We start from the raw sequence: 21921 nt of genomic DNA on the forward strand, positions 1-21921 counted from the left end.
AACTAACCTCTGACTAGTCTTAATGTATTTTGTGACTGCTTGCACATATACTCGTTAATCTTAAAATGATCTGGCTTCCACCCCAATAAAAAGCGGTGAAAGTCGGACCACACCACAGGCCATAACTCTCGCCAACAACTCACAATATCCCGAGAATTTTGCATACTATGTTTCGTAATTAGGTTATCAGCCAGCTTTACAAAGTAGTATTCTAGCAATTCGTCAGCATGAGTGTACAGACCATCATTATCAAATACACTCGTGAAATACAGCATGACATCCTGAATCCCCAACCCTGAACCCAGATATTGAAAATCATACCCCAGCACAGCTAATTCTGAGTTAAATACAAAGTTTGCGATTTTGGCATCACCATGAATTTGTGTGCGATATGGACAATCTCGGATAAGCGCAGCAATGCTGTTTGCATGTGTTTTTAGCTCGCTATGAGCCATCCTTTGAAATTCATCGGGCCGTGTCGCCAAATGCCAGTACCCCCCCTCCTGCCAGCCAATGTCATTTTGGATCATAAAATAACTATGAAAATCTGCCAGCCAAGTTAGTACTTGATGATGATGTTCTGTGCAAGGGTCACTTTCTGCGCGAAATCCACCACCAGAGAAGTCCGACAATACAAGACAAGTCGTACAATCTCGCTGCACAGCGTGTATGGGCTTCGGTACTAAACAAACACCATCAAGTCGAGCCGCTTGTTGTTGATAAAACGCTAATTCTATTTGATATGATTTTAACTTACGCGCCAGTGCAAAATCAGTTTGTACAATGTTTCTATGGATGAGCTGTGTGGGGACCTGAGCAAATTTAACCACTACATCCATACCATCTAAACACATTCTGTTTACACAGCCACAGCCACTCCAAAGCTGACTACTGCTTTCTTTATCTATAATATCATGGAACTTTTCACTTAGTATTTCGTAAAGCATACTTGGGGCATTCATTATCTATTTGCCTTAAACGCTAACATTTTCTGGCAATAAAAAAAGCCCCTGTCCTAATGTTCAGGGGCTTTAAATGTAATTAAGTGCCGATACTGCTGGCACTTAAGGCATTGTTGAGCGTTAACTCGCTTGTTGAACCTTCTCAACAGGCTGTGCATTGTCATCTAGCAAATTCATATCAAAATCAAATTCATCCACACGAATCGCTTTTTCACGCTTCTTGTTATAATCAATCAGCTGAGCATATTCTTGTGAACTAATTAGATTTGCAGCAAGCGCATTATCAAGTGTTTCAGAGAAACGTACACCCGCTTTTATCTGTTTGCTACGAAGTGCTTTCTTCACTTTAGATAGCAAGTCTAAACATGCCATTTTAGCTTTGTAGGCTTGTTCATTAATATCATGACCATCACCAGCTGTTGGTTTAATCAAGTGCGTTAGCTGTGCTTTAAACGCTGTATCTAACTGAGCAGCTTTCGCAAGCTCACGTACTAGATCATCGCTGATTGCTGGCATTCTATGTGTGTAGTGCATTGTAATGACACGCATAAACTTGCGAGTGCCAGACGCTGGGAAGTTATCTAAGAACTTATGCAGCGCGTTTTCTGCATTTTGCAATGCCCAGCGTGTTGCATAGTGAAAGTATGGTGCTGCAGCTTGTCTATCGGCAACGGCTACTTTCTGCTCATAGTACTTAATCGATGCCATAGCCGCATATAAATAGCTCATCACATCACCTAAGCGTGCTGACAACATTTCTGCCTGCTTTAATTTACCACCCAATACTAGTAACGAGAAATCCGCATAAACAGCAAGCTTGGCTGAGAGCTGGTGTGCAGCTTTTTCATAAGCTTGTACTTCTGGCAACTGTGACTTACTTCCAGCTGTAAATGGTAATAAGCCAAGGCGGAACGCTCGAAGACTGTTCGCAACGCTATAACCCACTGTTTTACGTAAAATCTTATTAAAGGTTTTATCTGCATCTTTTTCTTGGCTGTGAATGGACTCAACCATAGACTGTAGATACGGGTGACAACGCATTACACCTTGACCAAAAATCATCAAGTTACGAGTAAGAATGTTCGCACCTTCAACCGTAATTGCGATTGGTTGTGCGACATAACCACTTGCTAGGGTGTTTTGTGGACCATTTTGAATCGCTTTACCAGCTTGAATATCCATTGCAGAGTCTAATACATCACGACCGATTTCCGTCATGTGGTATTTAGCGATTGCTGTAACTACAGATGGCTTAAGGCCCATGCCCAAACCTTCAGTGGTTAACACTCGCATCGCTTCTTGCAAATAAGTTTTACCTGCAATGTCAGCAAGTTTTTCTTGAATGCCTTCAAACTGACCAATTGATAGACCAAACTGCTCTCGCACAGCAGCGTATTCTGAGGCTGATTTTAATGCAACCTGTGCTGTTGAAACACCTAACGCAGGAAGAGAAATACCACGTCCCGCTCCCAGACAGCTTACGAGCATTTGCCAACCGCGACCAATGTTCTTCTGACCACCAATGATGAAGTCCATAGGAATAAACACTTTGTTGCCACGCGTAGTACCGTTATAAAAGCGGATACCCATAGGGTCGTGGCGGTTTCCTAGCTCCACTCCTGGATGTGACTTAGGAATCAGTGCACACGTGATACCTAAATGCTCTTTACCACCTAGTAGAGCATCTGGATCTTCAACTTTGAACGCCAAACCTAGTACTGTAGCAATAGGTGCCAAGGTAATATAGCGCTTATCCCATGTCACTTCTAAACCAATCACTTCTTCGCCGTTGTACTGACCTTTTTTCACGATACCAATATCAGGGATACCGCCAGCATCAGAACCCGCTTCAGGACTTGTTAACGCAAAACATGGAATTTCACGGCCATTTGCAAGACGAGGTAAATAATGTGCTTGCTGCTCCTCAGTACCATAGTGAAGCAATAGTTCACCTGGGCCTAACGAGTTAGGAACCATTACCGTCACCGCAACTGCAGAAGATTTTGTTGCAATAGTACCAACAATTGTAGAGTTCGCGTATGGGCTAAACTCAAGACCGCCAAATGATTTAGGAATAATAAGCGAAAAGAATCGCTCTTTTTTCAAAAACTCTAATATATGTTCTGGCAAATGTTTACTGTTTTGGATAACAGAATCATCGATCATTGCCATTAGTTCTTTAACAGGACCGTCTAAGAACGCTTGCTCATCTGCACTTAGTTTTGCTTCTGGCACAGCTCTTAGCGCGTCAAAATCAGGCTTGCCTTGGTAAATAGACCCTTCAAGCCATACATCACCAGCATCTAATGCTTCTTGTTCGGTTACTGAAATGCTTGGTAATACTTTCTTTAGTTGTGTTCTTAAACTCATAATCAACTCATCCGACCAGATAGATATACCTACATTACGGCATAAAAATGACAATAGATCAATCACTCTAGAAACATTTTTTACTAGTTTTTTACTACGGTTTCATTTGATTAAGAATATTTATAAGCAAATTAAAAGCTTACACGTGTACGCTGAAATATTGATTTTTGCAGTCTAGAAGGGTTAGTGGGTGAATTCTGTATATACGGCTTCAAACTTTTGAAGGCTGTAAAAAGGTTATAGTAAACAGGACAGACCTATTGGCTATCCCGCTTACTAATTTGAGGTATCTGTTTTAAGTTATTAGCATCAACTTAATGCCACATGTTTACTAAATCTGATATTGAGCAAGCCTATACCTTGCTGTCTTTTCGACAGCTCTCTTCCTGATTTTGCTGTTGCTGCACGATCAATGCTTTCAACTGTTGAATTTCGTTATGTAAACCTTCTATGGTCGGCACATTGCGAGCTTCATCTTTCGCCTTCTTGAGCTTTGAGCGCTCGTCTTCCATAACATTAACAACGATGCCTATAACCATGTTTAAAAATGCAAAAGCAGTGAAGAATATAAAGGTTAAGTAAAATACCCAAGACATTGGATAGACTTCCATTGTTTCATATTGAATATCTGTCCAATCTTCAAATGTCATAATTCTAAATAGAGTCAGCATAGATATTGCGATATCTCCCCACAATTTTGGGTTTATATCATTGAATACGAAACTGCCAATAGCCGCATATATATAAAAGATTATAAACATCAATAAAATAACATAGCCCAATTGCGGCAACGCTTTCAATAACGAATTTATTAATACTCTAAGCTCTGGTACGACAGACACCATCCTAAGCACCCTGAATACCCTGACGAGTCGCGCCAAAAGTGCCATTTCACTATCATTAACGGGGATCAAGCTGATCACCACAACTAACGTGTCGAAAACATTCCACCCTTTGGTAAAAAAGCGCTTCTTATCCTCATCGGCGATAAAACGCACAGCTATTTCAAACAGAAAAAACAACGTGATAAAGATATCCAACACATGAGTAACAGAAACAGCGCCACTAGAGAGCGGAAAGGTCTTCGCCCCTATTTCAAGGGCTGAAATAATAATCACAGCAACCACTGAAAGCTCAAACGCTTTGTTGTTCTTCAAAGTGTTTAGTTGATATTTGATATTTTCGTACATACGCTACCAAAATTTATAAGTGAGTTTTGAAACTTGCGTGATTATATCTATAAGGCGGCAGTTGAGGGAGCTATTTATTATTAAAACATAAAGAAAAATAGTGATGAAATATCAGCTTATAACCTAAAATTTCGATAGAAAAAATATCAATGGAGCGAGCACTATATACACACTATCACTAAGAGTATTTAAGAATGTAACATTGTCAGTGCGCTCTATTTTTTCCGTTGTGCCGTTTGTTCAAAACGGTCTAAATTGGGCATTGCACAGTCGAACTAAATCTTCAGGAGCAACTTCAACCTCCAGCCCACGCTTTCCAGCACTAACATATATTTTTCCAAATTTTTTTGCATCGCTATGGAGCAAGGTGTTAAAACGCTTCTTTTGCGCAAAGGGACTGATCCCACCGATTAAATAACCTGTAGCAGTTTGGGCTTTTTTAGCATCCGCCATTATGGCCTTTTTACCTTTACACGCCTTTGCAAATGCCTTTAGATCGACTTGCCTTGTTGCAGGCAAAATAGCCACATTCAATACTCCATCCACCTCCACAAGCAAGGTTTTAAAGACCTGCTCAGCGATCAGCCCCAATTTCTCAGCGGCTTCATTGGCAAAGCCATGTTGTGATGGTTCATGTTCAAATTTAAGTATTTGAAATTGAACCCCTTGTTTTTCCAATAAGTTAATTGCAGGCGTCATGATTTCCCTCTTAGTTATCCTAATTAAGTTACAACAAAGTAGACAAAACCACACATTAGACTAAAGTATTATATTGTCACTATGAACTAAAAAGATGTTAGCCATGTTTAAAAAGTATCTTTTTGTCCTATTCACAGTGATTGTTTTTCTGGTGCTACTAAAATTCTTGCAGGATGAATACTTGATGTGGAGTGACACGCTCGCTTGTAGCGCCAAATGTGAATTATTAGGTTGTAAAACAGGACAGTTGTTACTGGGTAGGTATGACCAAACGGTGGCCTGTATATGTGAAAGCAAACATGATTACTTAGTGCTGCTAAATTAATTCAGCACAAACAAAAACGGCGCATAATGCGCCGTTTTTTAATGATTTATGATGCTATTTTGTTAGGTCATCAAAAAACTTTTTCACACCATCGAAAAAGCCCTGAGCTTTAGGACGATTCTTGCTGTTCTCACCCCCCATGCTCTCTTCAAACTCTTTCAATAGCTCTTTTTGACGTTCGTTTAAATTAACCGGAGTCTCGAGTACGACTTTGCAGATCAAGTCTCCCACAGCACCACTGCGTACAGACTTAACGCCCTTACCACGCATGCGGAACATCTTACCTGTTTGGCTCTCTGCTGGGATCTTTAGATTCGCTCGGCCATCAAGCGTTGGTACCTCAATTTCACCGCCCAATGCCGCAGTGCTGAAGCTGATAGGCACTTCACAGTACAAGTTATTGCCATCTCGAGTGAAAATCGGGTGCTCACGTACCGCGACTTGAACATATAAATCTCCCGCAGGTGCGCCGTGTAACCCAGCTTCCCCCTCGCCCGATAGGCGAATACGGTCACCAGTATCAACACCCGCTGGGATCTTCACATTAAGTGTTTTAGTCTTTTCTACGCGACCTTGTCCGTGACACTTATTACATGGGTCGGAAATAATTGAACCCGTGCCTTGACAGGTTGGACAAGTTTGCTGAACAGCAAAAAAGCCCTGACGCATTTGCACCTGACCTGCTCCATGACAGGTAGTACAAGTTTTAGGTTTAGAACCTGCTTTTGCACCACTGCCATCACAAGGACTACAGCTAACCCAAGTTGGGACTTTAATTTCAACTTCTTTACCACGCACTGCTTCTTCAAGCGAAAGGTCCATGTTGTAACGAAGGTCTGCACCACGTTGCTGACGAGATTGACGACGCCCACCGCCACCAAAAATATCACCGAATACGTCGCCAAAAATATCGCCAAAGTCACCTTGACCGCCGCCGAAACCACCGTGGCCACCGCCATTCTGATCAAAGGCTGCATGGCCGTATTGGTCATACATCTGACGCTTTTGGCTATCAGTTAGTACTTCGTACGCTTCTTTTACTTCTTTAAACTTGGCTTCTAAGTCAGCATTACCCGCCGTACGGTCTGGGTGATACTTCATCGCCAAACGTTTGTACGCTTTTTTTATGTCACGTTCGCTGGCATCTTTGCTAACGCCTAGTACTTCGTAATAATCACGTTTTGACATAGTTATCACATTACTCTAGTTAAATGATGTGCCTAAGCTCATCAAGCTGGCCTTGGGCCAAAATTTACATACACTAAGGGCGCGTCAAGCGAATTCGCCAGCGCGCCCTTGCAAGTCAACAATTACTTATTGTCGTCTTTAACTTCTTCAAACTCAGCGTCAACAACATCGTCGTCTTGCTTTGAAGAACCTTGCTGAGCGCCAGCATCAGGACCAGGTTGGCCAGCCTGTGCTTTAGCTTGTGCAATTTCCATTAGCTTTTGAGATTTCTCCGCAAGCGCTTGTACTTTCGCGTCGATTTCTTCTTTGTTGTCGCCTTTGATAGCGGTTTCAAGGTCGCTGAGCGCCCCTTCAATCGCTTCTTTGTCTTCAGCTGGTAGTGCATCACCTGCTTCTTCGATTTGCTTGCGCGTACCGTGAACCATTGCATCCGCTTGGTTACGTGAAGATACTAGCTCTTCGAATTTCTTATCTTCTTCAGCGTTTGCTTCCGCATCACGTACCATTTTTTCTACTTCGTCATCACTTAGACCTGAAGAAGCTTGGATAGTGATCTTCTGCTCTTTACCTGTATCTTTATCTTTTGCAGATACATGTAAGATACCATCCGCATCAACATCAAATGTAACTTCGATTTGCGGTACACCACGCTGTGCTGGGCGAATACCTTCTAGATTAAATTGACCTAGAGACTTATTATCGCTTGAACGCTTACGCTCACCTTGTAGTACGTGAATCGTTACCGCAGACTGATTATCTTCAGCTGTTGAGAAAGTTTGCGACTTCTTAGTTGGGATAGTCGTGTTTTTCTCAATCAGTGCTGTCATCACTTGACCCATCGTCTCGATACCAAGAGAGAGAGGACATACGTCAAGTAGTAGAACGTCTTTCACGTCTCCTGCAAGTACACCACCTTGAACCGCTGCACCTACTGCAACTGCTTCATCAGGGTTAACGTCTTTACGAGGCTCTTTACCGAAGAACTCAGCAACGGTCTTTTGAACTAGCGGCATACGTGTTTGACCACCAACTAGAATGATGTCGTTTACATCACCCACTGATAGGTCAGCGTCAGCTAGTGCACGCTTAAGCGGCTCAATAGACTTAGCAACTAGGTCTTCAACCAGTGACTCAAGCTTAGCGCGAGTCAATTTAACGTTCATGTGCTTAGGACCCGTTGCATCAGCAGTTACATAAGGTAGGTTCACCTCAGTTTGCTGTGCTGAAGATAGCTCAATCTTCGCCTTTTCAGCAGCTTCTTTAACACGCTGCATTGCTAGTGGGTCAGTTTTAAGGTCAATACCTTGGTCTTTCTTAAACTCTGCAACTAGATAGTTGATAACACGGTTGTCGAAGTCTTCACCACCTAAGTGTGTGTCACCATTAGTCGCTAGAACTTCAAACGTGTGCTCACCATCTACTTCATCAATTTCGATGATTGAGATATCGAAAGTACCACCACCTAAATCGTATACAGCAACAACATTGTCACCTTGCTTTTTATCCATACCATAAGCAAGTGCAGCCGCTGTAGGCTCGTTGATGATACGCTTAACTTCAAGGCCTGCAATACGACCAGCATCTTTAGTTGCTTGACGCTGTGAGTCGTTGAAATATGCAGGTACTGTGATAACCGCTTCAGTTACTTCTTCACCTAAGAAGTCTTCAGCAGTTTTCTTCATTTTTTTCAGTACTTCCGCTGAAATTTGTGGCGCAGCACGTTTTTCACCGCGTACTTCAACCCAAGCATCACCATTGTCAGCCTTCACGATTTGGAACGGCATGATGCTGATATCACGCTGTACTTCTTCGTCTTCAAAACGACGACCGATTAAGCGCTTAATTGCAAATAATGTGTTTTGTGGGTTTGTCACCGCCTGGCGTTTAGCCGGCTGACCTACAAGTGTTTCACCTTCTGCTGTGTATGCAATAATCGAAGGGGTTGTACGATCACCCTCTGCGTTTTCGATAACGCGTGCTTTCTCACCATCTAGTACTGCTACACAAGAGTTAGTAGTACCTAAATCGATTCCAATAATTTTACCCATGAATCTTCTCCGACTTCAAAATTCGTTGTTCTGTTAGATGCTTTGTAAATAGGGGCGACAAAATTGAATTCAAGCTTAAAAGTGAAAAAAATTTCGTTTTTTTTACTTTTATTTCATCGTGACCGCTTTTTAGTCAAAAAATAGGGACATTTATTGCCTCTTTTTAATCTCACTAAACTGGTCTGACCTCGCGGGCTGTGCTATAAACCCACTAAACAAAAGTCTTTAGGGGATGTTATGCATTTCGATCAATTATTGGCTCAAGCAGCGACTCTGGGAAGTGGCTCTATGCAATTTCCTGCAAACTGGTGTCAGGGTCGCACCGCATTTGGTGGGCTCTCAGCAGCACTGCTGTATCAAGCAATCAGACAGCATGTGGACAGCGATCGCCGTTTGCTGTCGCTGAGCACTAATTTTGTCGGTCCACTTTTAGCCGAACGAGATTTTACAATTCAAGTTGAAGTTCTGCGCACAGGCAAGAATAGTAGCCAAGTGATGGCTAAAATCACTCAAGATAAGCAAATTGTCGTTCTCACACAAGCGTGCTTTGGTGCCAGACGCGCCTCAAATGTTCACGTTGATGTCTCAAAGAATATGACCTTAAAACCTGTTGATGAGCGTCATATGCTGCCGTATCAAAAAGGTATAATGCCTGAGTTCTTCCAACATGTTGCCTTGTGCCCACAACAAGGTGGGATGCCATTTAGCGGCGTAGACACTTCTCATCTAGGTGGCTGGATGCGCTTTAAAGACACACCACAGGGTATGAATGAAGCACACATAATCGCCTTAACAGACGCATGGCCTCCTACCCTATTACAAATGTATAAGCAGCCAGCTCCCGCAAGCAGTATGTCTTGGTACCTAGAGTTTGTTCGTGAACCACAGCTTAATCCAGACGATTGGTTGGGATTCGAAGCAATCACTCATCATTGTAAAGACGGCTACGGACTCGAGGATGGCTGTATTTGGAGCAGTCGCGGAGAGTTGCTGGCGCTTACGCGTCAAACAGTGGCTTTATTTGATTAGAATTGTTTTGAATTCAAACTGCTATAATCCTTGCCATCAAATTCCATGATGGCTTGGTACTGACCATTTTGTTTAATTTTTGCCAGCCCTTCATCAAATACTGCTTTTAATAATGCATCACTAAAGTGTGCAGGTCTTGGCGCTTCAGAAAAAATAGCATGAACACGAAAAGGCAAAACCTCATTACTGCGCTCATACAGGCTTAAGTAGTAAAGAAAAATACGCCGTTCCAATACGATTACATCCACTCTGCGCTTCATCAAGTGCGCAATTTGTGCCTCTTGATTAACCACTTCTTCATAGGAAAGCAATGATTTTGTTATCCGTTTAAAAGGCGCATCTAAAAACGCAGGCGCATTTTGAAAGGCCAGTACACTCTTGCCTTTTAGGTCGCTTACCTGATCTATCTTGAATGCATTTTCGCGTAAAGACACCGCGACATTTTGGTAGCTCAGTAAACTATTGCTTTGGTGAACTAACGCTTTTAAATTTGCAGGAAAGTTTAAGGCAATATCAACTTCCCCACTGAGCAACTGCTGCTCGGCTCTCTTGTTAGGCATATAAAGAACCTTTACATTCGTTATACCCTGTTGGGCAAAAGCCTGCTTAAGTATTTGAAGTTGAATCCCATCATCACCTTTTTGGATCACATAAGGCGGTAAGTGTGGACTTGCAGCAACGATAATCTGCTCACTGTGTTCTACCTTCACCGCAGACATCGCAACAAGGCAAAGGCTAAACCAAATAGCTAAAATAACTCGTGTCATATATCCCCTAGTCCAGCATTCAAATTCACTGCGTAGCATAAATACTAGTGTAAAATATGGGCTTTGAACACCTGTGTATCTGTTGTTACGGGCACCAAAAACGCCGCCAATTAGCGCCAACATTGATGACACATTTGCACTCCCCTCATATTTGCCGCACACTAAGAGTAAGGTTCTGAATTTAGAAGATTAGTGTGTGATACTCGCTTGTAAACACTGCGACAAGATAATCAATGTTGGTCATATCGCAAAGCAACAACGTGCAATATGTCCATATTGTGGCTCGCAACTCCTTAGTTGCCGCAGCAACCAGCAACAATGGCTCAATGCGTTTAGTGTTGCCTCCCTGCTATTTCTTTTTTCTAGCCTCTACCCCTCATTTATTTCATTTAGCCAACACGGCCTCAAGCAACAAATCAGCCTTTGGGATGCAGTCGTGCTGCTGGGCGAGACATATAGTTCGATGCTGGCATTCGTTTTTATTTTTACGATTTTACTGATGCCACTTGCGGTGTGTTCATTGGTACTCATTACACAAAGCGCATTGTGGACGCGACTTAACACACATAATGCGCGGTGGATTTCAAAATCTTTGAGTTACATTATGCCTCTAAATCTTGCAGATATCTTTTTGGTGGCTGTGTTGGTAAGCGCGTTCAAATTAATGGCGTATGCCGAGCTAGAATTGGGCTATGGATTTTGGTCGTATGTGCTATTTGTGTTTTGTTTCATAGAGCTGCTGACCCTGATCGATGAAAATGAACTTTGGCAGCGTCAGCAACCTCAATTTGAACCAAAAACATTGCATTGCGGTAAAAGCGCTAAATCGCAAGCGCTTAAGCAGTGTAATGTGTGCGGCCAGTTAACGTCTGACACGCATTGCCCTCGCTGTTATGCCAAAACTCACTTTCGAAAGCCACAAGCTAACGCCCGAGCCCTAGCATGGATGGTTACCGCCTTAGTGCTGATGATACCTGCAAACCTATTGCCTATCATGAATACAGTTAACCTTGGCCAGAATACCTTCGCTACAATTTTCTCTGGTATTGTTATTCTATGGCAAGATGGTTCATATCCAGTTGCCATTATTATTTTCGCTGCCAGTATTTGTATTCCAATCATCAAGGCACTGGCATTATTTTATTTGCTTATTGAAACCCAGCGCTGCAAAAAAGTAGAACAAGCATCAAAGCTTTACAGATGGTTGGAATGGATGGGTAAATGGTCAATGATTGATGTTTTTGTTGTCATCATTTTGGTCTCTTTGGTACAGCTGGGTACAGTCTTAACCGTTGAACCTCAGATTGGCATTGTATTTTTCGCGGTTATGGTCCTTTGTCAGATGATGTCAGTACATAGCTTTGATCCAAGAATTTTATGGGATAGATTGAACCCTCATGAGTGAACATGCATATATAGAGTCAAAACCTAAGTTTTCCGTTATTTGGTTTGTGCCAATTATCGCTCTATGCGTAACCATCTGGATGTTATACCAGCATCAATTAAATAAAGGTCATACCGTTTTTGTGAAAATGTCCAATGCTGACGGCATTATCGCAGGCAAAACCCAAGTAAGAGTGCGTAGTGTTAAAATCGGTCAAGTAGAATCGCTACGTTTACAACTGGACCAAAATGCCGTAATCGCTAAGGTTCAAATCGATACCATGTATGAACCTTTACTAACCTCTGATGCAAAAATTTGGGTAGTAAAACCCCGTATTGACGAATCCGGTATCTCAGGCATGAACACACTGCTGTCGGGTGTGTATTTAGAGCTTGAACCAGGAACGAGTAAAGTGAAATCTTCATTATTTACTTTGCAGGATGAACCCGCACTCATAGGCACTGATATAGAGGGTAAGCGATATAAGCTAAAATCCAAACATGCGGAGGTTTTAGACGTTGGTACTGGCATTTATTTTCGTAATTTTAAAATCGGCCAAATTGAGTCCGCTAACTTCAATATTGATAATCTTGCAATGGAATACGGGGTCTTCATTTTCTCACCCTACGACCAGCTCATCACGAATAATATGATATTTTGGGTCGCATCAGGGGTATCCATTAATCTATCTACAGAAGGCATAGATGTATCAACTGGCAGCTTATCGAAACTAATCAAAGGAGGTATTTCCGTTGACTATCCACCTGATCAGGCCCCATCTGAAATTGCTCAAGAGCAGGTGAGCTTCACTTTACACGAAAACTTTTCCACAGCTCTGGAGCAACGTTTTGATGACTATGATTTTTATCTGATTGAATTTGAACAATCCATTCGGGGTTTGCGCGCTGGTGCGCCTGTTGAATACAGAGGTATGCGTATTGGTACGGTTGAACAAGCACCTGCACAATTAAAGCGCAATGGCCAGCCTTTATATTTTCAACAAGATAGCACCTCAATACCAGTTTTGATCCGTATTGAATATGGTCGTTTATTTGAGCGCAGCGCGATTGCCCGAGAATATTGGCAGCAACATATAGAAAAATGGATTAGAAATGGATTGAGAGCTTCGTTAAAAAGTGGCAATATGTTAACGGGTGCGATCTATATAGAACTAGATTTCTACCCTGATGCGCCAGACGCACGCGTGATGACATCTTCGCTTTATCCAACACTGCCAAGTGTCTCAAGCGGCTTCACCGCATTATCGGAACAGGTCACTAAACTATTAAACAAACTCAATGACCTACCAGTAAACAAGACGTTAGACCAATTAGATGGAACGTTGAGAGAATATAGGCAACTGGCAATGGAAATGAATGAATTAATTGGCTCATTTAACCAATCTGGTACTACTAACAAAGTGAATGAAAACCTAGATACTATCAAAGTCACGTTAACACAGTTAACATCCAGCTTAAGGCAGTTTGAAAAGACACTTACCCATTATCAGCAAGACTCAACCATGGTTGAACAACTGACTGATACCTTGGAAGAGTTAGAAAGTTTATCCAATACGTTAAAGCCGTTTGCTAAAGGCTTAAACGAACAACCAAACATGATAATTTTCAATAAACAAACACCTGACGACCCAGAACCAAGGAAAAAGTAAATGCGCCATCTTGGGACCTGTTTATTTATTTTGTTGTTGAGCGCTTGTAGTAATCCTACAAGCAAAACCAGCCAATATTATGGCTTTTCAATCGTTCTGCCGCAAAAGCAAGACTCAAAGGCACATCAATATACTCATACATTAAAAGTAAATACCGTTAAGATGAGTGGCACAGCCGATCAGCAAGGTATTGTGCAACGGTTAGACAATAATATAGTTTCAGTCGCACAATATCACTTCTGGGCTGAAAACCCTCGATATATGCTTACACGCTCTTTGACTCATACACTTTCTGGGCAATTGCCGACGTGGAAAGTTATAGATTCAGAAGTCCCTGCTACTCCACTCAACAGCTATGCATTGTCGATTGTTGTCGACGATTTTGCAGGACATTATGAAGTCGGCTCGCTAATCAGTGGTCGTTGGTTTGTCTACACTTATCAAAACGGTAGCCCTGAACTACTCGTGCATAGAAGGTTTACATTAACGGAACCACTGAAGGAAAACGGCTTTTCTCCTTTAGTGCAAGCACTACAAAATTCATGGCAGGAACTTAGCAAAGAGATAGCCTCTGAACTTATTGATATTACTCAAAGTCAAGGCGGTATAAATTAGCAGGCTCCTTACTACTATCTAGTATAACCTCCTGTTGAAAACTAAAACCACAAGCTTGCAACAGCTTTGCACTAGGTGCATTGTTTGGCGATGTTATCGCCAAGACAGTTTCTAACGCAAGTTTATCTCGCGCAAACTCTAATAACCCAATAGCCGCCTCAGTTGCATACCCTTTCCCTGTAAAGCCATCTAAAAAAGCATAACCAAGGTCCGGTACATTAAAGGTTGGCCGTTGATAAAAACCAGCAACACCGATGGCAGTGCCATCATCCAGTGTAACTATATATGGCGCTTTAGCGCTTTGAGTATAAGGCTCTAAGAAAGCTTTTTGAATATAATTGTGCGCGCTTTCAACTGTGCGTACGTCTTTGTCTGCAATGTTGTCGATAAAACTTGGTTGATTGAGCAACTGTAAAACAAAGTTAGCATCATCAAGAGTCGCTCGACGAAGTGCTAAACGATTGGTTCTTATTATTGTCATTGTAGGCTACCTTTAGTCAAATCAGGTGGGAGCACAGAGCACTCCCACCTTGAGTCCAATTTACTGTAAAGTAATGCGCTTATATAGCTCTTCCAAAGTTACAAGCTTTGTCTGTTTGGGCAGTTGTGCAAAGGGCTTCTCTGTAAACTTAGTCCCGCGCATCTGAATATTAAGCCTCGCAGCGTCAGGGTTTAACATTGTTTGTTGATAGTAACTTTGAACATCTTTAAGCTCTACCAGCTCAACTGCTTTTACCAGCTTTTCTTTTGAGTCGTATTCAAACCTTTCTCTATACCAATCTGTGAGTAAAGGTGATAGCTCATCGCTCAGGTTCTTGGGTTCTTCATTTAATGACACTAGGGCTGCGCTTTTCAGTTGTGCAAAAGTCGCTTCATCCAGTTGTGCAAGCTTTTTCGCGTACTCTTGTTTGTAGGTATCAAAACGCGCCTGCATTGACTGGACATCCATCACCGGTGTTTGAATATAAAAGCCCAACGCAGAATAATCATCTATATTACGCACCGTCGCTCCAACGGCGTAAGCGAGTTGCTCTTCAGTGCGTAGTGTATCAAAGATGTTAGTTTTCAAATGATTTTGTAAAATCAGCGCCGCCGCCTTTTGCTTATAACCTGGCTTTGGATGAACATGCATATCGATGATAGCAACATCGGCGACATCAATGTCCTGCTGCCAAACAAGCGTTTCTCCAGCTTTCGGCTGCCAATACTTGGTCATCACATAGTTGGTATGTTCTTTTTCTTCAGGTAATGCATCTGTGATCGCCTGTGCAACTTGATTTAAGTCATCCTGATTGTAATTTCCATAGCTGAATACTCTTACCTGATTGTCTCTTAGCACGCCATCTTGAATAGCATTGAACTGTTCTAACGTTAAGCTTTGTGCTGCATCTATCAAAGCTTGTGTATCGTATTGTCCTGCTTGGATCATTTTTCCTAGCTGGCCAAATGCCTGATAAATTGGAAACTGTTTACCTTCATTAAGTAATGATCGAACGTAACGGTCTACCGCTTGTGTGAAGTCATCTTCGGACACATTAACACGAATATGTTTCATACTCTGAGTGAGTAACTCAGACTGCTTATCCGTAAACCCTGCAACTCGCATTACCATGCCGTTACTTGGTGTTAATGACAAAGACATACCAGCCACTAGCGCTTCGGTTTGCAATTTGCTCTGTGCAATTGCAAATAAGTCTGACCACAGAGCTAAACTTATGTCGGTATTAATATCTGCCATGCGTTTTGGCGAATTGATATAAATATGCAGACTACCTTTAGGCTGATGTGAAAAACGCTCGCTCGGAGTATGCCAAATAGCCAACCCCGGTTGTTCATATACTTTCTGAACACCTAACTTCGCCTGTTCTGCCGTTGTTTTGATTGCAAATTGCTCAGGTAACAGCCTATTAATACTTGGCAATTGTAGCGCCATTTGACTAGGCTCAGACCAACTCGCAATCTCTTGTTCAGGAATATCCGTAATCTTATATTTGCCATCATAAAAATGTAACTGGCTCTCGGTTGGCTCTTCTTTACTGATGTACCAAACACGCAAATGTTTGCTATCTAACTGATTAAGAACCTGTTTTACTGCCCCCTTATCAAACTCAGCATAATAGTAATTGGCGTTGATTGCGTGATTAACAGGGTATTTCTGCATACTGTCAGTCAAACTACTTACATAGCCAAATTCATCGCCTTTTTCTAGAAATAAAAACTGATTGTTCAGGGACGTGCGAATTTCATCGAAATACTTACTGTCTATCCCTTGATGCTTAATAAGCTCTATATATTGCATCACTGTCGCGACAATAAGTTCTCTATTTTGCATTCCTTTATCTGTTAAACTTATATCAATACTCAGCACACCATAGTTGCCGTACAGGTCTGGACTGGCGCCCGCTGTAAGCGACGAGATCAACCCCTGCTCTTTTAGCACCTGTGCGGGGCTACCCTGCATTTCATTGCTCAACAGATAGGTGACAAAATAGTTAGGTTTAACCGCAAATTGGTCAATGTTATTCTTAATCGTAAAATCCAATTTTAGCTGCTTAACGTCTTCATTTGGCTTGTAATGGATGCGCTTTTGACCAATTTTTGAAAAGTCTAACTGAGCTGTAACGGTAGGTTTTTCAATATTTTTGTTTTCTATTGTGGAAAAATGCTTGCGTGCTTTTTTCTCCATTTCCTCTAACGGTTCACTAGAGATCATGGCTAACTTCATGATGTTGGCTGAATAGTATCGTTGATAAAACGCCACCGTTTCAGCATGCAGCTTACTGCCTTCCTTATCGCCTAAGGTTTCTAAGTTGCCTGGTAAAAATCGGTTTGCAGGGTGCTCACCCAGCATATTTCTAGCCAGTTTAAACTGGCCAAAAAAGTCCATTTCACGTCGCATTGACCACTCTGCATTTACAGCATTTTTTTCTTTTTCAGTGTACTCAGGGTAAAGTTTTGGTGATTTAAAGAAATCCGAGAACCTATCTAGCGCTTCATCATAGGCATTATTGTTTACTTTAAACATATAGTTAGTAATATCTAACCAAGTGTAAGCGTTATGAGCTCCGCCATTTTCTGTCATGAAGTCTGAGTACCCTCTGGAATCTGGAAAACGCTCAGTCCCTAAAAACAGCATATGTTCTAAATAGTGTGCCATACCTTGCTGTGTCATCGGGTCTTGTAATAACCCAACACCTACACTCAGCGCAGCGGCTGACTTATCTACACTCGGATCGGAAACAAGAATAACCTCTATACCATTTTCTAAGGTTAAGGTTTGATATGCTCGATCATCATTTGGGCTTACCACCAATTTTTGGCTTAAAACAGAAGGTGCAGGACGCTTCACGCCAGACTGACTATGGCTACTGCACCCTGTCATTACAGCAAGACTTAACACACTTATTGCAACAAGCTTTTTCATAACGATTCCATTTTAAATTTGCTTAACGACATCAATAGTCTTTACTATGGTGATGTTTTGCAACTAATTAACTATTGAGATTGTAACACTCTGTAAACCAAGGACTATATCACTATGCTCTTCACCCCAACTAAAATTATAATTACCTCTATGTTTTTACAAGTCTTTCTAACTTTTTCTGTGATGGTGATCATGGGAAGGCGCCGTTTTGCAGCCGCACGTAAAGGTGATATTCCTTTAGCATCATTTAAAACCATGCAGCTAGGACAAGCGCCTGAAAATGTACAGCTTGCGAGTAGAAACTTTGAAAATCAATTTGAAATTCCGGTGCTATTTTTTGTGGCTTGCTTATTAGGGTTGCATCTGCAAGTTACAGGCTGGTTTTTTGCAGTAAATGGCGCTCTATTTGTTGTTTCTCGCGTTGCACACAGCTGGGTTCATTTAACAAACAATCATGTTTTAACACGCTTTAGATTATTTATGCTTGGCTGCTTGTTCGTCTTACTGCAATGGCTAACACTTGTAGCAACATTTATATAACTAGTTATTATTAAAACTGCGCAGTATGTAACATAAAATTCTTTATCTAATGGTATATTTTGTTAGCATGTGTCCCAGCAATCATAACGGGTGAATAGAATGAACAACGAAATGCCAATATGTGATTTTGGGCTCCATGCTGGAGAACCTTATACTAAGCTCCCTGCTAGCTTTCTTAATTGGATGGTTGAAGTCAACCACGATAAGTCACAACTAGCAAAGCAAGAATTAACACGTCGAGAAGATGCCGTGTTCGCAGCCTGCGCTAGCACTAAAAATTCATAATTTTTATCATTTCCATTTAGAGTTTTTAGTTTAAAATGGGCGCATATTTTGAATTTACCTGAAAAAGGTTTATATGCGCATTTTGCTTTCTGTACTTTTATGTATATTTCTTTCTTCGTGTCAGCTCACTTCTAATCGCGAAGCGCAATATTTAACAGTACTTCATACCAATGATAATCATGGTCGCTTTTGGCACAATGAAAAAGGCGAGTATGGTATGGCCGCCCGTAAGACACTTATCGATCGGTTAAAAAATCAAGCCGACCAGAATGGTCATGCTGTTATACTGCTCTCTGGTGGTGACATAAACACAGGTATTCCAGAGTCAGATTTACAGTTTGCCGAGCCTGACTTCAAAGGCATGAGCTTACTTGGTTATGATGCCATGGCGATTGGTAACCACGAGTTTGACAACCCACTTCACGTGTTAGAAAAACAACAACAGTGGGCAAACTTCCCGCTGCTGTCTGCCAATATTCTACACGCAAACGACCGAAGTCATGCATACCAACCTTATACGCTTATTGAAAAGCAAGGCTTGAAGATAGCCGTTGTAGGGCTCACCACAACAGACACAGCCAAAATAGCCAACCCTGAGTATTTAGGCGACCTCGTGTTTGTGGACCCAGCAGAGATCGTGGAATCAACCGTTGCAGCAATTAAAGCATCACATGATGTCAACGTCGTCATCGCGGTCACTCACATGGGCCATTATCATGATGCTAATTTTGGTATTAACGCGCCTGGAGATGTGACACTGGCACGCAGCATTGCCCCAGATACTTTGGACATGATAATTGGGGGACATTCGCAAGAGCCAGTATGTGTCGACGCGCAAGGTAGACAAGATAAGCTATTTGCCCCAGGTAAAGCCTGTAAGCCAGATAAACAAAATGGTGTTTGGATCATGCAAGCGCATGAATGGGGGAAATATGTTGGCAAGGCTGAGTTTAAAATTGAAAACGGTATAAAAACGCTTATTAGTTACGAGCTTATTCCAGTCAACTTAAAAAATAACAACGGTGAATTTGTTAACGCATACATTGAGCCAGATGCGAAAATGAAAGCATTACTCCAACCGTATCAAGCATTTGGCGAAAAGAAATTAAAGGGTAGCGTGGGCTTTGTCGATGGTTACCTTGATGGCAAACGCAATACCGTGCGGTTTAAACAAAGTAAATTGGCAAGTTTAATTATTAAGGCGCAAATGGCGGCGGTAGGTGCCGATTTCGGCTTAATCAGCGGCGGCGGTATTAGGCACAGCATCGAAGCTGGTGATGTTAGCTACAAAGACATATTAAAGGTACATCCTTTTAAAAACCGTATCACATTGATGCAGTGGCAAGGTGACGAGCTATATAAGTACTTAAATACGGTGACTCGTTTTCCGCCTGACTCGGGAGCTTACTTACAATATTACGGTCTGTCATTTGATTACAGCGATGGCAAACTTAGTAATGTCATGATTAATGGCAAACCACTTGATTTTAATGCAACCTATAAAATGAGCATTAACAGCTATAATGCATCAGGTGGAGATGGCTATCCAACGCTGGTAAATATGGCGGGTTACAAGGCAACCAATTTAACCGATGCTCAGGTCCTCAAACAATATTTGCAGACCTATTCGCCTATAAAAGTTAACTTACTTTAAGTATATTGGGGAGCCGCTAGCGTCTCCCTTGCTATTTCCCTATAACTTCAATATCTTCAAGCTCAATATGCACCAGACTATAACTGTGCAATTTTGAACGTGACCCTTCTCCATACGCTTTTGGAGGATAGTACTTTGTCTTAAGTTCAGGGAGCTCAGCGAAGACTTCATCCAAGGCTGCGCGAATTTCACTTAATGTCTTTTCTAGACTATTCGAAAAGTTTGGCTTTTTACGCACCGTATGGCCAAGGGTTGTTAACCGCTCAAAGTACTTGTTAGCAATTGCAATCAATTCATCCGGTACATCCTTATTTGGATTAAGGATCACGTCGGGGTTGGCAACACTGTATTCCACAAGCGCGATATAGAAACACAATGGCTTATTCGCCAATTGAATTTGGACTTGCTGATCGGTACTTAGGCTCACATACTTAGTATTCAGATCAATCACTAAGTTCGGCACCACCGACTCTTGGAAAGACATTTCTTTTATTTCTCGACGACTAAATATAAACGCCCATAAATAGGCTCCCCAGACCATCAGCGCTACCGCAACGGGCAAAATGTAACTCACCCAGGACAGATACGTGTTAACTTCATAAACAAAGCCCACTTGGCGGTGTGCAGAGTTAAGAGTGTAGTGATGGCTGTTATGGAGCTGACTGATGTTACCTGAGCTGGTTAACTTCAGAAGTCGGACTCGCGATTTGTTAGTTTCTAGTTGCTGATTTATAGACACGATGTATTGCGCAACCTTTTGTTCATTGCCACTATAGTTAAACAATGGATCTGCAATAGGCAGCATATCGAGATCAAGCGCGATACGCGTAGCTAATTTACTTATATCCAACTGGCTATTTTGTCTTATCGCTGAATCTTTAGAAACCGTAAATGTGCAAACAAAGATAATAACAAATAGCACCAAGCTAGAGAGCATATGATATTTAGTTCTCATCACGACTTCCCTCAATCAGCCCGTATGGCGCTGTACTACATTGCCAGTAATGTTTAAGAGAGTGAAAGTAGTTTGACTGCATATCGTTCACTACATCATTTACGCTGCTTTGCAATGAACAAGCCAAATCAGTATTTTCATCACTCATTTTAATATACCACTTGCTACCACTTACATTATCCGCGATAGGCGTAATGTAATTCTTTGAAAACCTCAGTTGATCATGCTCTTGCCAATATGAGGCAATGATGTCGACCTCTCCTTTGGAGAGTAGATCTCTCAATGCACTGTGGGAACTGGCGTAAACAATGCTCAAGGCTGAAACGTCGATGTCCAGCTGTTTGAAAATCTGCTTGGGTAAAATGTGCCCCGACCGACTAGTAGGATAGTCAACCAACCCTATTTTCTTATCCAAAAAATAAGCCTTCTCTATTTTGGGTTTTTCGCGGCTGGATATAAAGAAAGCGGTATAACTGGGGTAACCGATTAAAGGCATATAGTTTTGGGTAGACTCCGCCATCATAGCATCCATGATATTGTCTTTACTCAAAATGAGATCGGCAATCCCCTTAGCTAAAAACTCTATTTGCTCAGCTAAGCTCCCACCCCAATAAACTTCAACAGCGCCAAATTGCTTGGCTAGCACCTCATTATCACACAATGCGCTTTGTAGCCTGCTGGCTATACCTTGCACTGGTACATGCACTCTGAACACTGCATCATTCACAGCAGAAGGAAACTTACATGTATATGAGTAAGAACTAACAGGTAGCAGTTTATTTAAATCGCTGTTAACCATTAGATGAGGTAGCGACCA

18 protein-coding genes are annotated in these 21921 nt (G+C 41.8%); 7 read left to right on the plus strand and 11 right to left on the minus strand.

Going from position 1 to position 21921, the window contains the following annotated elements; all coding sequences use genetic code 11:
* Positions 1–2: 2 nt before the first annotated feature.
* The 6 genes from BET10_RS01280 to dnaK all read right to left on the minus strand — a co-directional run bounded on the left by BET10_RS01280 (position 3) and on the right by dnaK (position 8782).
* Positions 3–962, minus strand: coding sequence for a phosphotransferase (locus BET10_RS01280; RefSeq protein ID WP_083330384.1), 960 nt, complete (start codon positions 960–962; stop codon positions 3–5).
* Between the two features lie 120 nt (positions 963–1082).
* Positions 1083–3332, minus strand: a complete 2250-nt coding sequence (locus tag BET10_RS01285; RefSeq protein WP_070983014.1) for an acyl-CoA dehydrogenase — start codon at positions 3330–3332, stop codon at positions 1083–1085.
* Positions 3333–3685: 353 nt separating this feature from the next.
* A complete protein-coding gene (locus BET10_RS01290; RefSeq protein ID WP_070983015.1) occupies positions 3686–4522 on the minus strand; it encodes an ion transporter in 837 nt (278 codons plus the stop codon).
* A gap of 240 nt (positions 4523–4762) precedes the next feature.
* A complete protein-coding gene (ybaK, locus tag BET10_RS01295; protein ID WP_070983016.1) occupies positions 4763–5221 on the minus strand; it encodes a Cys-tRNA(Pro) deacylase in 459 nt (152 codons plus the stop codon).
* A gap of 379 nt (positions 5222–5600) precedes the next feature.
* Positions 5601–6734, minus strand: a complete 1134-nt coding sequence (gene dnaJ, locus BET10_RS01305; RefSeq protein ID WP_070983018.1) for a molecular chaperone DnaJ — start codon at positions 6732–6734, stop codon at positions 5601–5603.
* 122 nt (positions 6735–6856) lie between these two features.
* A complete protein-coding gene (gene dnaK, locus BET10_RS01310) occupies positions 6857–8782 on the minus strand; it encodes a molecular chaperone DnaK (RefSeq protein WP_070983019.1) in 1926 nt (641 codons plus the stop codon).
* 237 nt (positions 8783–9019) lie between these two features.
* Here dnaK and BET10_RS01315 point away from each other — a divergent pair, with 237 nt between their 5' ends.
* Positions 9020–9811, plus strand: coding sequence for an acyl-CoA thioesterase (locus BET10_RS01315; protein ID WP_070983020.1), 792 nt, complete (start codon positions 9020–9022; stop codon positions 9809–9811).
* Here BET10_RS01315 and BET10_RS01320 read toward each other — a convergent pair.
* Positions 9808–10578, minus strand: a complete 771-nt coding sequence (locus BET10_RS01320; protein WP_083330390.1) for a substrate-binding periplasmic protein — start codon at positions 10576–10578, stop codon at positions 9808–9810. The genes BET10_RS01315 and BET10_RS01320 overlap by 4 nt on opposite strands.
* Positions 10579–10774: 196 nt before the next feature.
* Here BET10_RS01320 and BET10_RS01325 point away from each other — a divergent pair, with 196 nt between their 5' ends.
* From BET10_RS01325 to BET10_RS01335, 3 genes are read left to right on the plus strand one after another with little or no spacing between them, the layout of a single operon-like run.
* Complete coding sequence (locus BET10_RS01325) at positions 10775–11983, plus strand: paraquat-inducible protein A (RefSeq protein WP_070983021.1); 1209 nt, start codon at positions 10775–10777, stop codon at positions 11981–11983.
* Complete coding sequence (gene pqiB, locus BET10_RS01330; RefSeq protein ID WP_070983022.1) at positions 11976–13631, plus strand: intermembrane transport protein PqiB; 1656 nt, start codon at positions 11976–11978, stop codon at positions 13629–13631. Before BET10_RS01325 ends, pqiB begins: the two co-directional genes overlap by 8 nt.
* The gene (locus BET10_RS01335; protein ID WP_070983023.1) at positions 13632–14246 is read left to right on the plus strand and encodes a PqiC family protein; all 615 of its coding nucleotides are present in this window, start codon (positions 13632–13634) and stop codon (positions 14244–14246) included.
* On the opposite strand, the gene BET10_RS01340 is transcribed toward BET10_RS01335, so the two are convergent.
* Together BET10_RS01340 and BET10_RS01345 are read right to left on the minus strand one after the other, a co-directional pair.
* The gene (locus BET10_RS01340; protein ID WP_070983024.1) at positions 14218–14727 is read right to left on the minus strand and encodes a GNAT family N-acetyltransferase; all 510 of its coding nucleotides are present in this window, start codon (positions 14725–14727) and stop codon (positions 14218–14220) included. The two genes, BET10_RS01335 and BET10_RS01340, sit on opposite strands and share 29 nt — an antisense overlap.
* 60 nt (positions 14728–14787) lie before the next feature.
* Positions 14788–17670: an insulinase family protein gene (locus BET10_RS01345; RefSeq protein ID WP_070983025.1), complete on the minus strand. Its 2883-nt coding sequence runs from the start codon at positions 17668–17670 to the stop codon at positions 14788–14790.
* 150 nt (positions 17671–17820) lie between these two features.
* Between BET10_RS01345 and BET10_RS01350 the strand changes: the two genes are divergently transcribed.
* The 3 genes from BET10_RS01350 to ushA all read left to right on the plus strand — a co-directional run bounded on the left by BET10_RS01350 (position 17821) and on the right by ushA (position 20149).
* Entirely contained in the window at positions 17821–18210 is a 390-nt protein-coding gene (locus BET10_RS01350; protein WP_240503614.1) for an MAPEG family protein, read from the plus strand.
* 99 nt (positions 18211–18309) lie between these two features.
* The gene (locus tag BET10_RS01355) at positions 18310–18495 is read left to right on the plus strand and encodes a hypothetical protein (protein WP_070983027.1); all 186 of its coding nucleotides are present in this window, start codon (positions 18310–18312) and stop codon (positions 18493–18495) included.
* A 73-nt stretch (positions 18496–18568) separates the two neighbouring features.
* Entirely contained in the window at positions 18569–20149 is a 1581-nt protein-coding gene (gene ushA / locus BET10_RS01360) for a bifunctional UDP-sugar hydrolase/5'-nucleotidase UshA (RefSeq protein WP_070983028.1), read from the plus strand.
* A 31-nt stretch (positions 20150–20180) separates the two neighbouring features.
* Here ushA and BET10_RS01365 read toward each other — a convergent pair whose 3' ends face one another.
* Both BET10_RS01365 and BET10_RS01370 read right to left on the minus strand, forming a co-directional pair.
* Positions 20181–21104 carry a hypothetical protein gene (locus BET10_RS01365; RefSeq protein ID WP_070983029.1) on the minus strand — a complete coding sequence of 308 codons (924 nt, stop codon included), beginning with the start codon at positions 21102–21104 and terminating at the stop codon, positions 20181–20183.
* Positions 21094–21831 (minus strand): PhnD/SsuA/transferrin family substrate-binding protein, encoded by a 738-nt coding sequence (locus BET10_RS01370; RefSeq protein ID WP_338053280.1) that lies wholly within the window; start codon positions 21829–21831, stop codon positions 21094–21096. Before BET10_RS01370 ends, BET10_RS01365 begins: the two co-directional genes overlap by 11 nt.
* Positions 21832–21921: the final 90 nt, after the last annotated feature.

The organism is Pseudoalteromonas amylolytica, assembly GCF_001854605.1.
In the GTDB taxonomy this organism is placed as follows: Bacteria; Pseudomonadota; Gammaproteobacteria; order Enterobacterales; family Alteromonadaceae; genus Pseudoalteromonas; species Pseudoalteromonas amylolytica.

Bases quoted from the DNA above. Each gene is read 5' to 3' on its own strand.
- dnaJ (WP_070983018.1), bottom strand. From the start codon at position 6,734: ATGTCAAAACGTGATTATTACGAAGTACTAGGCGTTAGCAAAGATGCC.
- ushA (WP_070983028.1), top strand. From the start codon at position 18,569: ATGCGCATTTTGCTTTCTGTACTTTTATGTATATTTCTTTCTTCGTGT.
- BET10_RS01350 (WP_240503614.1), top strand. From the start codon at position 17,821: ATGTTTTTACAAGTCTTTCTAACTTTTTCTGTGATGGTGATCATGGGA.
- BET10_RS01280 (WP_083330384.1), bottom strand. From the start codon at position 962: ATGAATGCCCCAAGTATGCTTTACGAAATACTAAGTGAAAAGTTCCAT.
- BET10_RS01285 (WP_070983014.1), bottom strand. From the start codon at position 3,332: ATGAGTTTAAGAACACAACTAAAGAAAGTATTACCAAGCATTTCAGTA.
- BET10_RS01320 (WP_083330390.1), bottom strand. From the start codon at position 10,578: ATGACACGAGTTATTTTAGCTATTTGGTTTAGCCTTTGCCTTGTTGCG.
- dnaK (WP_070983019.1), bottom strand. From the start codon at position 8,782: ATGGGTAAAATTATTGGAATCGATTTAGGTACTACTAACTCTTGTGTA.
- BET10_RS01340 (WP_070983024.1), bottom strand. From the start codon at position 14,727: ATGACAATAATAAGAACCAATCGTTTAGCACTTCGTCGAGCGACTCTT.
- ybaK (WP_070983016.1), bottom strand. From the start codon at position 5,221: ATGACGCCTGCAATTAACTTATTGGAAAAACAAGGGGTTCAATTTCAA.
- BET10_RS01345 (WP_070983025.1), bottom strand. From the start codon at position 17,670: ATGAAAAAGCTTGTTGCAATAAGTGTGTTAAGTCTTGCTGTAATGACA.
- BET10_RS01355 (WP_070983027.1), top strand. From the start codon at position 18,310: ATGAACAACGAAATGCCAATATGTGATTTTGGGCTCCATGCTGGAGAA.
- BET10_RS01365 (WP_070983029.1), bottom strand. From the start codon at position 21,104: ATGAGAACTAAATATCATATGCTCTCTAGCTTGGTGCTATTTGTTATT.
- BET10_RS01335 (WP_070983023.1), top strand. From the start codon at position 13,632: ATGCGCCATCTTGGGACCTGTTTATTTATTTTGTTGTTGAGCGCTTGT.
- BET10_RS01290 (WP_070983015.1), bottom strand. From the start codon at position 4,522: ATGTACGAAAATATCAAATATCAACTAAACACTTTGAAGAACAACAAA.
- BET10_RS01315 (WP_070983020.1), top strand. From the start codon at position 9,020: ATGCATTTCGATCAATTATTGGCTCAAGCAGCGACTCTGGGAAGTGGC.
- pqiB (WP_070983022.1), top strand. From the start codon at position 11,976: ATGAGTGAACATGCATATATAGAGTCAAAACCTAAGTTTTCCGTTATT.